At 70.9% G+C, this 12,220-nt stretch carries 13 protein-coding genes and 1 pseudogene; 8 read left to right on the forward strand and 6 right to left on the reverse strand.

All coding sequences use genetic code 11. From position 1 onward, the window contains the following. Positions 1-109: 109 nt before the first annotated feature. The 3 genes from ABZ915_RS00880 (at position 110) to ABZ915_RS00890 (ending at position 3,329) form a co-directional block, all read left to right on the forward strand. Positions 110-844, forward strand: coding sequence for a response regulator transcription factor (locus ABZ915_RS00880; protein WP_361793611.1), 735 nt, complete (start codon positions 110-112; stop codon positions 842-844). After that, positions 841-2,274: a HAMP domain-containing sensor histidine kinase gene (locus ABZ915_RS00885; RefSeq protein ID WP_361793614.1), complete on the forward strand. Its 1,434-nt coding sequence runs from the start codon at positions 841-843 to the stop codon at positions 2,272-2,274. The genes ABZ915_RS00880 and ABZ915_RS00885 overlap by 4 nt, the downstream gene beginning before the upstream one ends. A 284-nt stretch (positions 2,275-2,558) precedes the next feature. After that, positions 2,559-3,329 (forward strand): aminoglycoside phosphotransferase family protein, encoded by a 771-nt coding sequence (locus tag ABZ915_RS00890; protein WP_361793617.1) that lies wholly within the window; start codon positions 2,559-2,561, stop codon positions 3,327-3,329. Positions 3,330-3,333: 4 nt separating this feature from the next. On the opposite strand, the gene ABZ915_RS00895 is transcribed toward ABZ915_RS00890, so the two are convergent. Continuing rightward, entirely contained in the window at positions 3,334-4,020 is a 687-nt protein-coding gene (locus ABZ915_RS00895; RefSeq protein WP_361793620.1) for a helix-turn-helix domain-containing protein, read from the reverse strand. A gap of 151 nt (positions 4,021-4,171) precedes the next feature. Between ABZ915_RS00895 and ABZ915_RS00900 the strand changes: the two genes are divergently transcribed. Further along, positions 4,172-4,573: a VOC family protein gene (locus ABZ915_RS00900; protein WP_361793623.1), complete on the forward strand. Its 402-nt coding sequence runs from the start codon at positions 4,172-4,174 to the stop codon at positions 4,571-4,573. 35 nt (positions 4,574-4,608) lie between these two features. Here the strand turns inward: ABZ915_RS00900 and ABZ915_RS00905 are convergent, their stop codons facing one another. Next, positions 4,609-6,213 carry an FAD-dependent monooxygenase gene (locus ABZ915_RS00905; RefSeq protein ID WP_361793626.1) on the reverse strand — a complete coding sequence of 535 codons (1,605 nt, stop codon included), beginning with the start codon at positions 6,211-6,213 and terminating at the stop codon, positions 4,609-4,611. A gap of 83 nt (positions 6,214-6,296) precedes the next feature. Between ABZ915_RS00905 and ABZ915_RS00910 the strand changes: the two are divergent. Beyond that, a pseudogene (locus tag ABZ915_RS00910) lies at positions 6,297-6,905 on the forward strand (AsnC family transcriptional regulator); the annotation flags it as partial. A gap of 418 nt (positions 6,906-7,323) precedes the next feature. Here ABZ915_RS00910 and ABZ915_RS00915 read toward each other — a convergent pair. Next, positions 7,324-8,235: an SDR family oxidoreductase gene (locus tag ABZ915_RS00915; RefSeq protein ID WP_361793629.1), complete on the reverse strand. Its 912-nt coding sequence runs from the start codon at positions 8,233-8,235 to the stop codon at positions 7,324-7,326. A gap of 122 nt (positions 8,236-8,357) precedes the next feature. Between ABZ915_RS00915 and ABZ915_RS00920 the strand changes: the two genes are divergently transcribed. Continuing rightward, positions 8,358-8,954: a TetR family transcriptional regulator gene (locus ABZ915_RS00920; RefSeq protein WP_361793632.1), complete on the forward strand. Its 597-nt coding sequence runs from the start codon at positions 8,358-8,360 to the stop codon at positions 8,952-8,954. On the opposite strand, the gene ABZ915_RS00925 is transcribed toward ABZ915_RS00920, so the two are convergent. After that, entirely contained in the window at positions 8,942-9,547 is a 606-nt protein-coding gene (locus ABZ915_RS00925) for a TetR/AcrR family transcriptional regulator (RefSeq protein WP_361793635.1), read from the reverse strand. The two genes, ABZ915_RS00920 and ABZ915_RS00925, sit on opposite strands and share 13 nt — an antisense overlap. Positions 9,548-9,593: 46 nt before the next feature. On the opposite strand from ABZ915_RS00925, the gene ABZ915_RS00930 reads away from it, so the two are divergent. Further along, positions 9,594-10,058, forward strand: coding sequence for an SRPBCC family protein (locus ABZ915_RS00930; protein ID WP_361793638.1), 465 nt, complete (start codon positions 9,594-9,596; stop codon positions 10,056-10,058). A 40-nt stretch (positions 10,059-10,098) separates the two neighbouring features. On the opposite strand, the gene ABZ915_RS00935 is transcribed toward ABZ915_RS00930, so the two are convergent. After that, the gene (locus ABZ915_RS00935; RefSeq protein ID WP_361793641.1) at positions 10,099-10,650 is read right to left on the reverse strand and encodes a GNAT family protein; all 552 of its coding nucleotides are present in this window, start codon (positions 10,648-10,650) and stop codon (positions 10,099-10,101) included. Between the two features lie 51 nt (positions 10,651-10,701). Here ABZ915_RS00935 and ABZ915_RS00940 point away from each other — a divergent pair, with 51 nt between their 5' ends. Beyond that, the gene (locus ABZ915_RS00940) at positions 10,702-11,364 is read left to right on the forward strand and encodes a TetR/AcrR family transcriptional regulator (protein WP_361793644.1); all 663 of its coding nucleotides are present in this window, start codon (positions 10,702-10,704) and stop codon (positions 11,362-11,364) included. On the opposite strand, the gene ABZ915_RS00945 is transcribed toward ABZ915_RS00940, so the two are convergent. Continuing rightward, positions 11,326-12,213, reverse strand: a complete 888-nt coding sequence (locus ABZ915_RS00945; protein ID WP_361795730.1) for an MBL fold metallo-hydrolase — start codon at positions 12,211-12,213, stop codon at positions 11,326-11,328. The two genes, ABZ915_RS00940 and ABZ915_RS00945, sit on opposite strands and share 39 nt — an antisense overlap. Between the last annotated feature and the right edge of the window lie 7 nt (positions 12,214-12,220).

A 12,220-nucleotide genomic window follows, 5' to 3' on the forward strand; every position in this document is an offset into this window, starting at 1 on the left:
GCGCGGACGGCACCTGCTTGTCCACCGTCGTCCCATACGTCTCCCTGGCCCCAGGCGGCTTCCCGTGCACTCTGCAACTCCCCTGCCACAGCTGTGCGAGCCTTGCGCAATGCGTTTGCTGCTCATCGAGGACGACGACCGAATCGCCGGCCCCCTCACCGAGGGGCTCGGACGGTACGGGTTCACCGTGGACCATGTCCGCACCGGCGCCGCCGGACTCGCCGACACCCACGCCGCACCGGACCTCGTCCTCCTCGATCTCGGCCTGCCGGACATGGACGGCCTGGACGTCTGCCGCAGCCTGCGCGCCCGCTCCGCCGTCCCCATCATCATGATCACCGCGCGGGGCGAGGAAGCCGACCGGATCGTAGGCCTCGAACTCGGCGCCGACGACTACCTCGCCAAGCCCTTCGGCGTGCGGGAGCTGATCGCCCGTATCCGCGCCGTCACCCGCCGCGCGGGAGCGCCCGCCTACGCGCCGGCCGGGCCCCCGGACGCGCCCGCAATACCCCAGCCGGCCTCCGGCGCGCACGCGTTGGGCCCGCTCACGGTGAATCGCCGAACCCGCGAGGTCCACCTCGGCGGAGCGCACATCGCTCTGACCCCGCGCGAGTTCGACCTGCTCGCCTACCTCGCCGAGGATCCCGGCACGGTGTGCTCGCGCCAGCAGATCATGGACACCGTGTGGGACCCGCACTTCTTCGGTCCCACCAAGACCCTCGACGCTCATGTCGCCGCGCTGCGCCGCAAGCTCGGCGACCCGGGCTGGATCACCACCGCCCGCGGGGTCGGCTTCCGGCTGACCGTCCCCGGCGACCACACCGCCTCCGAGGTGGCCGGATGACCCGGCGCCTGCTGCTCAGCTACCTGGGGCTGGCGCTGCTCGTACTGGCAGGCCTGGAGATCCCGCTCGGCTTCGTCTACGCCCGCGGCGAGACCTCCCGCGCGTCCCAGGGCGTGGAGCGCGACGCGTCCATGCTCGCCGAGATCGCCGAGGAGGACATCGAAAAGGGCCGGCTCGACGCGCTGCCCGACGTGGTCGGCGACTACGCGGAACGCAACGGCGGCCGCGTGATCGTCACCGACAAGCACGGGGTCGTCCTGGCCGACTCGGACCCGGCCGGCCCCACCGGCATCGGCCTCGCGGCACAGCCGGACATCGCCCGCGCCCTGGCCAACAAGCCCACCGTCACCACCACGACCGACGACACCGGCGACGACGTCCTGTCCGCGACCATGCCCGGCGCTTCGGGCACCACCGTCCGCGGCACTCTCCGCCTGACCTATCCCCTGTCCGGGGTCGAGGCCCGTATCCACCGCATCTGGGGCGCCCTCGCCCTGGCCGGAGCCTGCATCCTCGCCGCCGTCGCACTGGTCGCCTTCACTCTGGCCCGGTGGATCACCCGCCCGCTGCGCACCCTGGAAGCCGCGACGGCCCAGCTCGCCACCGGACAGCTCACGAACCCGCCCGACACCACCACCGGACCGCCGGAACTGCGCAGTCTGGCCGCGTCCTTCACCCAGACCGCCGCCCGTCTGCAGCAACTCCTCAGGGCGCAGCAGGCGTTCGCCTCCGAAGCCTCCCACCAGCTGAAGACCCCGCTGACCGCACTGCGCCTGCGCCTCGAGAACTTCGAGCCCTATCTCGATCCACGCGCCCACCCCAGCCTGGACGAGGCCGTCGGCGAGGTCGAACGCCTGGGCCGCATGGTCCAGGGCCTGCTCGCCCTGGCCCGCCTCGAGAACACCGCCACCACCCCCGAACCCGTCGACCTCGACGACGTCCTCACCGACCGGGTGGCGATGTGGGAGCCGCTGGCCGCCGAGCAGTACGTGACCATCGACATCACCGGCCCGCCCGCCGGCCGTGTCTGGGCGATCCCCGGCGCCCTGGAGCAGATCATCGACAACCTCCTCGCCAACGCCCTGCGCGTCTCCCCGCCCAGCACCACCATCACCCTCCACCGCACCCCCGGCACCCAGCTCGACATCATCGACCAGGGGCCCGGCATGAACGAAGCCGACCGCGAACGCGCCTTCGACCGCTTCTGGCGCGCCTCCGACACCCACCACGACGGCACCGGCCTCGGCCTGCCCATCGTCCGCCACCTCGTCGACGCCTCCGGCGGCACCATCACCCTCCACCCCGCCCCCGGCACCGGTCTCGACGCCCGTGTCCGACTGCGCCCCGCCACCACACGCCCGCGCGGCCCGCAGGACGTCCGCGCATCCCGCGTCCTCAACCGCAGAACACAAACAGCCGCCCGGAGATGAAGCCGTCCCGCCGCACAATTCACGTGTCGCGCTGTCGGCGCGGTGGCTAGTGCCGCGGCAGGCAACGTTTGCCCGTCAAGGAGCGGCGTCCGGTGCGTGCTCTGGGGGTCCCCCCGGCCGAAGGCTGGGGGGAGTGCCGGGTGCGAGCCCTCGTACTGGATGTACTCGGGCTTGTGCCCGGTGCGGCGAGTGGGGGCACCTCCCACGCCCTTGAGGCTGTGGGGGAGCGTGCCGGGCGTCGCGACGGGGCGAACGTTGCCTGTCGCGGCACTAGCCTCGTGCGGGTGACGGACGAGGACGTGCTACAGGATCACGCTCACCGGCGCGTGGTGCGGATCGGCGACACCGTGCGCCGCCCCGTTCAGCCCTGGACCGAGACGGTGCACGCACTGCTGCGTCATCTCGAAGCGGTGGGTTTCCCCTACGCTCCGCGGGCCCTGGGAATCGACGGGGAAGGCCGCGAGGTCCTCAGCTACATCGACGGAGAGTCGGGGCGGCTGGGGTGGGCCAAGGTCGTGGGCGACGACGGGTTGGCCGCCTTCGCCCGGCTGCTGCGCGAGTACCACGACGCCACCGCGGGTTTCACCCCTCCCGACAACGCCGCCTGGGCGGAGGGCGCGACGGCGTCCGCCGACGGTGAGGTGGTCTGCCATGGCGACTTCGGCCCGTGGAACGTGGTCTGGCAGGGACAGCAGCCGGTGGGCCTCATCGACTTCGACTTCGCGCGCCCGGCAGCACCGCTGCACGACATCGCCTACGCCTTGCAGTACGTCGCACCGTTCAGGGACGACACCGAGTGCACCCACTGGCTCCGCTGTCCGCGACCACCTGACCGCCGTCGACGCCTGCAACGGTTCTGCACGGCCTACGGCCTCCCCTCCACCGCCGGCATCGTAGACGCCGTCATCCGCGAGCAGCGGGAGAACGCCGAACGAGTACGCCGGCTGGCCGATGCCGGGCATGAACCCCAGGCAGCCTGGGTGGCCGAAGGCTATCTGCTGGACCTCGAACGCAAGTTGGCATGGAGCCAGACCCACCGGCACCTGTTTGGGTAACGCCTCATCCTTCCGCTGCCCCACCCGCAACCGAGCCGGACGCGGCCTGGGATGCGGTCGTGGCCGTGGGGTGGTCGGCGAGGGCGGCGGTCAGGAGGGCGGTGGTGTGGTCGGCCTCCGGGAGCAGCGTTGCGGTGATTTCGTCATTGGTGTGGCCGGCCAGGGTCAGCTCTTGGATACGCCGGAACAGCAGGCGGTCGGCTCCGGCGATCAGAGCGGCGGCGGCCTGGGGCGCGATGGCGTCGGCGGAGGCGGGGGTGTCGATCGCCAGCGCTGTGGCGAGTGCTTCCTCGCGCTGGTCGTGCAGTTCACGCAGTCGGGCGGTGAGGGTGGGGCTGTCGGCGACCATGCGGGCGAACGTGAGGCCGGTGAAGCCGATGACCGGGCTGTGCTCCAGCAGGGCTGTGCGGCGGGCTCGTGACAGTGCGGCGAGTGGCGTCTCGTCGGGCCGGCGGTCGGTGACGGCCAGGGCGAGGCCCTGGGTGAATGCCTCGTGGTGGTCGAGGGCCAGGTCTTCCTTGCGGGGGAAGTAGTTGGTGACGGTCTTCTTGGCGACGCGGGCCGCGACGGCGATCTCGGCGATGGTGGTCCGCTCGAAGCCCTGCTCGATGAAGAGCTTGGTGGCGCAGTCGGAGATCAGCTGTCTGGTCTCCTGCTTCTTGGACTCGCGGAGCCCAGGTTCGGTGCCCATGAGCGGAATCTTACCCCTGACGTAAAAATCACCTTGCCGTTCCTTGACTCTCATTATAAAGTTACGTCCGTAGTAAACTTAGCCTCATGGAATGAAGCTGATGGGCTGCCACTCTCGCCCTCTCGCCACCCGAACCCTCCAGGAGCACCGCTTGAACGTCACCGCCTCCACCCTTTCCCTCACCGTCGCCGACGTGGACGCCTCCCGCGACTTCCTCTGCACTCACCTCGGTTACCAACAGGCCATGGCCGCCGACGGATTCGTCTCCCTGACCCGCGATGACGCCGCCATCGATGTCGTGCTGCTCCGCCAGGGCATCGAGGTGCTGCCGCCCGAGCAGCGCGACCACCAGGCGACCGGCCTGATCCTCGCCCTCACCGTCACCGACATCGAGGCGCAGGAGCGGCACCTGCGAGAAGCAGGCGCACCCATCACCATGCCGCTGCGTGAGGAACCCTGGGGCGAGCGGCTGTTCCAGCTGACCGACCCGAACGGCATCGTCGTCCAGCTCGTCGAGTGGACCGCCCCCGACACCGAAAACCCCGCCACGTAGCCGAACCGCCCGACGTCCCGAGCAACGGCCTCGTCCTAGTGGGTGACATGGGTGGGCCGGAGGGCCCGTCGCATGGCCCCGGTCAGGGCCGCGGCGGTGTTCGCCGTGGCATGGGTGGTGCGCCAGGCGATCACGTGGTCGGGGCGGACCAGCATGGCACCGTGGTCTCCGATGCCGCAGGCGGCGGCCGGCCGTGTTGTTCCCGAACCGGCCTGGCGGGGCAGCAGGGCCACGTCGAGGAAGGCGCCCCGGGGATCCACCTCGCGCGCGGCCCGTGCCCAAGGGCGTCCTTCGGGCCCGGCGAGCAGCAGGTGACGGCCGTCGCGGACCAGATCGAGGGTCGAGAGGCCGCCGTACCGGCCGGCGAGGCGCGTGTGCGGCAGCCGGGTGCCGGGCTCGCCACGCCAGCGGCCCGGCTCGTCCGCCTCCGCCAGGCCGCGATCCGGATCGTCGCCGGGCATGGGGTAGCGGTAGCCGATCGCCACTGCCGCCTCGCTGAGCAGCGGACACCTGTCGGCCGGCGCCTCGGCGCGGTTCCCGACGCGCAACAGTGCCTGTTCGACCGTGAGTTCGCCCACCGCGCGGCGCTCGGGCTCGTAGTCGTCCAGCAGCCCCGGATCGGCGTCGCCGCGCAGCACGGAGACCAGCTTGGCGGTGAGGTTCCAGGCGTCCTGGATACCGGTGTTGGCCCCGAAGCCAACGGTCGGCGGGGTGACATGTGCCGCGTCTCCGAGCAGGAAGACCCGGCCGGTGCGGTAGGAATCGGCCACCCAGCCGCCCATCTGCCACGGCCGGGTCCCGGTGATCGTGAAACGCGACGCGGGTAGTCCGAGCGCCCGTGACACGGTGTCACGGCACCGCTCGGTGTCGAACACGGTCGCAGGGTCGACGGTCGCGGGATCGTACGTCACCGACACCGTCCCGCGGTCGTGTGCCGTGTTCCAGGAGATGAAGGCACGCTCGGGCAGGTCGGTCCAGGCCAGGGCGAGGCGGCGGCCGCCCAGCGTCTGGCGCAGGTCGGCCGTGAAGCCGATTTCCAGCACGTGTGAGACCACCGTGCTGCCGCTGCGGCCGATACCGAGCGCTTCCCGGATGGCGCTGCTGTTCCCGTCCGCTGCCAGCAGGTAGTCCGCCGTCACCGTGTACGGCCTTCCCCCCGGATCGAGCACGTGGGCGACGACGTGGTCGTCGTGCCGGCGCAGATGCCGGAATCGGTGGCCGAGGCGCAGGTCGGCGCCACGGGCGAGCGCGTGCGCGCGGACCACTTCCTCCAGGTCGGCCTGTTTGACGAGCGCGCTGGGACACGGCGAGACGTCACTGAAGTCCTCCGCGGCCGGCAGACGCCAGCGCCGCACTTCCGGCCCGGCAAGGGAGGTGACCACCGCGGCGTGATCGGCCGGCGGGAGACTGTGCTGGACGGCGTACACGTCCTGATCGGCCCCTACGCAGCGATACGCCTCCATGGTGCGCGGATAGAACAGCTTGGCGCGCAGCCGGGTCGACACCGCGGGGTGCTTCTCGACGAGGACGGGGGTGATGCCCCGGGCGGCGAGGAACAGTGCGGCCGAGGCGCCCACGATGCTGCCGCCCACGATCAGGACGGCGGCGTGCTCAGTTGGTATCCGGGAATCCACGTTCATGGCCCCAGCGTGTCCGCCCTCCAGGTTCAAGTCCCTTCACCAGCCCTAGACTCGGCGAATCCGACACGATCCGAGGTGTCCCGATGGAATCCGACTCCTACGACGAGACCGACCTTCAGATCCTCCACGCCCTGCACGTGGACGCACGGGCGCCCTTCTCCCGGGTCGCCTCGGTCATCGGAGTCTCCGACCAGACCGTCGCCCGGCGTTGTGCCCGCCTGCGTGCGGCGGGCTCCCTGCGCATCTGGGGACTGGTCGATCCCTCCCGGCTGGGCCACCTCGAATGGCTGGTGCGGATCCGTTGCACCCCGGATTCGGCAGGCGATGTCGCGTCCGCCCTCGCGCGGCGGACGGACACCTCCTGGATCAGCCGCACTTCAGGCGGCACCGAACTGGTCTGCCGGACCTCCGCTCCCACTCCCGCCGACGAACTGCTGCTGAAGACGCTGCCCCGCAGCGCGCGGATCCTGGACCTGAGCGCCCACTGCCTGCTGCACGTCTTCTTCGGCCGCAGCGACAGTGTGATCACCAAGCGGGGTGCCCTCTCCCCCGAACAGATCGCGCGGCTGAGCCCGTACACCGCACCGGCGGCCGACCCGGCCGAATCCGTCTACCTGGACGACATCGACCACCGGATCCTCTCCTTGCTGCGCGACGACGGCCGCGTACCGCTCAACCGACTCGCCGCCGAAACGGGGTTGGCGCACTCCACGGTGCAGCGCCGGATCACCGAACTGCGTCACAGCGGTGTGCTCTACTTCGACATCGACACCGACCGCGTACGGCTCGGGCTGCCGATCCGCACCCAGCTGTGGCTGACGGTGCCGCCCGTGGACCTCGCCACCACCGGCCGGGCGCTGGCCCGGCATCCCGAGGTGGCCTTCGCCGCCGCCGTCACCGGCACCCGCAATCTCCGCGTCCGTGTCCACCCGCAGCGTTCCAGGGGTCTACGCGTACCTGACCGACACCGTCTCCAGGCTTCCGGCCGTCCAGAGCATCGAGAGCTCGCTCGTCCTGCACACCGTCAAAGGCCCCGCGGGCATACGCAGCCCGGGCACCGACCGCTGAACAAGGCACCAGCACTCACCGAGGCGGGATCGGTGTGGGGGGTCAGGAGACCGGCGGCGTCAGGTAATCGCCGTGCTCCAGGTCTTCGAGCAGTGTCGGGTGGGTGGGCGACCAGCCGAGCAGCTCCTGCGTGTAAGTGCTGGACACCGGCGCGTCGAAGCCGTAGACGGTGGCCATGAACGGGCTCGGGAAGTGCGCGGCAGCCGCCTCCTGGGTCAGCGAGACCGCGGGCAGATCGAGGCCCGTCGCGATCGTCTCCGCGATGCTCTTCAGGGTGACGCCTCTTTCGGCCGCTCCGTGCAGCATGCTGCCCGCAGGAGCCTTCTCCAGTGCCAGGCGGAACAGGATCGCCGCGTCGAGCCGATGTACCGCGGGCCACCGGTTGCCGCCGTCGCCGATGTAGGCCGACATGCCGGTCTTTCGCGCGGTGGCGACGAGCATGCCGATGAAGCCGTAGTCCCCGGGACCGTGGACGGTGGGAGCGAGCCGGACCACGCTCGCGCGTACGCCCTGGGCGGCGATGGCCAGGCATGCCCTTTCGCCCGGGATGCGGAAGCCGGCGATCCCGGCCGTGTCGGGATCGTCAGTCTCGGTGCCCTCCCGGCCGGGAGGCATGACCAGCGTGCCCGAGGTGCTGACGAACGGCTTGCCCGAGTGTGCCAACGCCTGGCCGAGCACCTCGATCGCGGTCCGGTCGCGCCGCATCATGTCGTCGGGGTCGGAGAAGTCGCCGCCGAAGGCCATGTGCAGGACGCCGTCGGCGATTTCGGCGCCGCCGCGCAGGCTGTCGAGGTCTTCCAGGGAGCCGCGGTGCGGTGTGGCGCCCAGCGACTCCAGCCGAGCCGCGGCGGCATCCGAGCGCGCCAGACCGGTGACGGTGTGGCCGGCCGCGACGAGCTCCGCGACGACGGCGGGGCCGGTCAGACCGGAACCACCGGTGACAAAAACATGCATGAGGTACTCCCCATTCAATGTCAGTGACTGGCACTACTTAGCGCCAGTGACTGACATTAAGGTAGCGCCAGTCACTGGCGCAACGGGGCGCCGGCCGACGACGCATGCGGTAGCCTCGGGGGGTGCCACGGAGCGGAGCAGAAGCGCGTCGCCGCCTTCAGCAGGCGGCCCTGGAGCTGTACCAGGAACGCGGGTTCGACCAGACCACCACGGCTGAGATCGCCGCCCGGGCCGGTGTCAACGAGCGCACGTTCTTCCGGCACTTCCCGGACAAGCGTGAGGTGCTCTTCGACGGCGAAGCCAACCTGCGCGCCGCGCTGACGGAGGCGGTGGCCGAGGCGCCCGATGAGCTGCGGCCGCTCGAGATGCTGCTCTGGGCCTTCCGGAAGGTCGAACGGATCCTTGAGGACAATCGCCCGTTCGCCGAACCACGGCTGGAAGTCATCGCCGCGACACCGGCGCTCCGCGAACGCGACCTGGCCAAGGCCGCGTCGCTCACCGAAGCCGTAGCGGAGGCGCTGCGGCAGCGCGATGTCGCCGACCGGCTGGCCGGCCTGGCCGCCCAGACCGGCTGGGCCGCCTTTCACCAAGCACTCCAAGCCTGGATCGACGACCCCGCACAGAGCCTGGACGCGCATCTCCTCCAGGCTTTCGACGATCTGCGCGCCCTCTCCGCAACCGCCCTACCGACGAAGGCGCCGGCGCTTCACGGGCCGTAGTACAGCCGGAGGAACTCCTCCATCGCCGCGTCGACGCCGGCGCGGTCGCCCGTGGCGAGCAGGTCGAGCAGCAGACCGCGCACGGTGGCGAGTCCCAGCCTCGCGCGGTTCCGGGCCGCGGCGGGGTCCGCCCCCGCGGCGACCTCGGCCGCCACGAGCGGTTCCAGCCAGTCCGCCACAAGCCCTTCGAGGATCGGGACGGCCTCGGGGCGGCCCCGCAGCGCATGCCCGCAGATCTCGAAGAAGAGCCGCTCCTGACCGCCCAGCCGAGGATCCGTCAACTGCCGCCACAGGAGCCGCGCGGCATCCGCGGGCGAGAGACCGGGCTCCGCGCGGAGCCGGGCCAGCAGATCGCGCTGACGTCGCTCCGCGGTCCGGACGATCTCGACGAGCAGCTGTTCCTTGGAGCCGAAATAGTGGATCAGCATGCGGTGACTGACACCGATCGCGGCGCCCAGACGGCGCAGGCTCAAGTCCGCGATGCCGTGTGCCGCGACGTGGTCGACGGCCGCGTCCACCAGCTGTGCGCGCCGGTCCCCGTCAGTGACGCGCGGGGTCTCGGGCTCGGGATGCGGGTCGTCCGTATTCACCACGCCGCGAGTGTACCAATTGGTACATGCCCTGTGTACCGTGTGGTACATGAGGCCTGTCACCGTGTCCATCGACGTTCCGTACCCGCCCGAGCGGGTCTACGACTTCCTCGATGTCATGGCTCACCACGAGCGGTTCACGAACCACTATCTGACCGACTGGCGCTACAGCGGTCCCGGCAGCGGCATGGGATCGTGCGCCACGGTCACCGCCGCGCTGGGTGGCACGAAGACCGACGTCACCATCGAGGTCGTCGAGGCCGACGCGCCGCGGCGCATCGTCGAACGGAACGTCAGCGCGGCCGGCCGCCGCCTCGCCCACGGCACTTACACCATCGAACCGCTGCAATCCGGCGGGAGCCACATCGCGTTCACGTACGCCTGGGTGCGCGCGCCTCTCGCCGAGCGCCTGCTGGCGCCCGCCGTCCGGGGCACCCTGCGGCGTGCCAACCGCACCGTCATGCGACGCCTGGCCGCCGAGTTGGACCGCGACGTGTCCGCTGCCGGATCCTGACACGGCACGAGCGGGGCCCGCCGACGGCGCGCACCCGTCGTCAGTGCCCCAGGGCTCGCCATTCGGGAGCGAGCACCGCCCAGATCTGCTTGTCGTAGCGCACGCCCTCGTACGGCCACGCCTCGCGTCGCAGGCCCTCCAGCGTCATGCCGAGCCGTTCGGCCACCGCCGAGCTGCGTTCGTTGTCGGCCCGGCAATGCCATTCGGCCCGGTGCAGCCCCCGGGACGTGAACGCCCAGTCCAACAGCGCGGCACACGCCCGCGTGACCAGGCCGTGCCCCTCGGCGGCCGGCTCCAGCCAGCAACCGAGTTCGCACGAGCCGACGGCGGCTTGGAAATCGGTGAACATCACCCCGCCGACCAGCACGCCGTCCCGCCAGATGCCGTACAGGCGGGCCCCGTCACCGGCCTGGCGTTCGGCATACCGCTTGAGCGTGGCACGCGCCCCGTCCACATCGTCGGTGACGAACGTCGACCCGACCCACGGACGAATGTGTTCACGAGCCCGATCCATATGGCCGGCGAACTCCTCGGCGTGCCAGACCTCCAGCGGAGCAAGGCGAGCACCGTCGCGCAGCGGCAGCGAGAACATGAGGGCCTCCCCATTCACATAACAAGTGTTATGGCAATGTACCGTGGCGTCATGGCACGCACCAAGGGAGATCACGAGGCCCGCCGACGCGACGTCTCCGAAGCGGTCTGGCAGGTCATGGCCACACGCGGCTTCGCGGGCCTGACGCTGCGCGCCGTCGCCGCCGAACTCGGCGCGACCACCGGTCTGCTCACGCACTACTTCCCCACCAAACGCGCCTTGCTGGAGCACGCCCTCGACCTGCTCGAACAGCGCACGCTCTCCCGGCCCCGCCGGGATGCGGGCACAGGCCTGGCCGCCCTGAGGGACGCGCTGCTGGACATCCTGCCGCTGACCCCCGTGGCCACCGACAGCAACCGGATCTGGGTCTCCTCCTGGGACGCCGCGCTCTCCGACCCCGCCCTGAGCACCGACTACGCCCGCAAGTACGCCCAAGGCCGCGACAGGCTGACCGAACGGGTGGCCGCGGCCCAGGAGCTCGGCGAACTGCCCCCTGGCGATCCCGCACACATCGCGGTGGGCGCGCAGTCCTTCATTCTCGGCCTGGTGGTCCAGGCCCTGTTCGACCCCGCGGCGTTCCCGCCACAGCGCCAGGTCGAGCTCCTGGACGACTACCTCGCCGCCCTGACCGCCCGCACTGATCCGACGGCGGCCACTCGCCCCGATCCCGACGGCTCACCAGCGCAGTGCGGTGAAGTCGATCGGTCGGGGTGAGAGCCCTCCGGTGCGCGCGGCCAGGTCGTCCATCCGGCGGGCGAACTCCTCGGCAGGCAACTGCTTGCGGTCGCCGTGGCCCGGCAGCAGCCATGCGAAGCGCACCCGCGGTGCCGTGCGGGCCAGTGATACGGCCAGTTCGGTGATGGAGTACCAGGTGACCGACTCGGCGACGGCGACGTCGCCGTCGGTCCGGGACCAGTAGAAACTGTCACCGCTGAAGCAGTAGGTCTCGTCGGCGAGATACAGCACGCTCCCCTCGGTGTGTCCGGGCAGCGGGTGCGCCATCACCCCGTCGGCGATCTCGATCGGCTCGGTGCCCCGGAGAACACCGTCGGCGTCCGGCGCGGCGGCGAGGTCTCCTTCGTGGATCCACAGGCGGGCCCCGAACCGGTCGGCGTATTCGCGTCCGTGCGCGGCATGGTCGCGGTGGGTGAGCAGTACGTCGGTGATCGGGCCGAGGGCGGCGTACTTCGCGGCCAGGGCGGAACTCCAGCGTGGCGTGTCGATCATCATCAGGTTTCCGGCCGGCCGGCGCAGCAGGTAGGAGTTCGCGCCGGCGGTGTGCGGTGAGTTGTGCCCGCAGAGGTGCACGTGCTCGGCAAGGCGTAGCGGGAAGGGATCGAGTGCCGGCTGCGGAACGCGCGCGCCGTGCCGGATCGATCGGGTGTGGCACGCGAATGCCGCGGCGTGCAGCGCCCTTTCCTCCTCGCCGGTGCGTGGCTGGCGGATGACCGAGGAGCGGCCGGCGATTTCGGTGATCAGGTCCGGCGCGAGTTGCCGGGCGACGTCGCAGTTGGTGCAGCGATCATCGACGCGCCAAGTGGCATGGGCAGACTGCTCGTTCATGGCGTGA

It is taken from the genome of Streptomyces sp. NPDC046915, assembly GCF_040644935.1.
Classification (GTDB): Bacteria; Actinomycetota; Actinomycetes; order Streptomycetales; family Streptomycetaceae; genus Streptomyces.

What these genes read in the sequence shown, in the direction of transcription:
- ABZ915_RS00880 (WP_361793611.1), top strand. Translation starts at nt 110, where the DNA reads ATGCGTTTGCTGCTCATCGAGGACGACGACCGAATCGCCGGCCCCCTC.
- ABZ915_RS00885 (WP_361793614.1), top strand. Translation starts at nt 841, where the DNA reads ATGACCCGGCGCCTGCTGCTCAGCTACCTGGGGCTGGCGCTGCTCGTA.
- ABZ915_RS00895 (WP_361793620.1), bottom strand. Translation starts at nt 4,020, where the DNA reads ATGGGCACCGAACCTGGGCTCCGCGAGTCCAAGAAGCAGGAGACCAGA.
- ABZ915_RS00905 (WP_361793626.1), bottom strand. Translation starts at nt 6,213, where the DNA reads ATGAACGTGGATTCCCGGATACCAACTGAGCACGCCGCCGTCCTGATC.
- ABZ915_RS00915 (WP_361793629.1), bottom strand. Translation starts at nt 8,235, where the DNA reads ATGCATGTTTTTGTCACCGGTGGTTCCGGTCTGACCGGCCCCGCCGTC.
- ABZ915_RS00930 (WP_361793638.1), top strand. Translation starts at nt 9,594, where the DNA reads ATGAGGCCTGTCACCGTGTCCATCGACGTTCCGTACCCGCCCGAGCGG.
- ABZ915_RS00935 (WP_361793641.1), bottom strand. Translation starts at nt 10,650, where the DNA reads ATGTTCTCGCTGCCGCTGCGCGACGGTGCTCGCCTTGCTCCGCTGGAG.
- ABZ915_RS00940 (WP_361793644.1), top strand. Translation starts at nt 10,702, where the DNA reads ATGGCACGCACCAAGGGAGATCACGAGGCCCGCCGACGCGACGTCTCC.
- ABZ915_RS00945 (WP_361795730.1), bottom strand. Translation starts at nt 12,213, where the DNA reads ATGAACGAGCAGTCTGCCCATGCCACTTGGCGCGTCGATGATCGCTGC.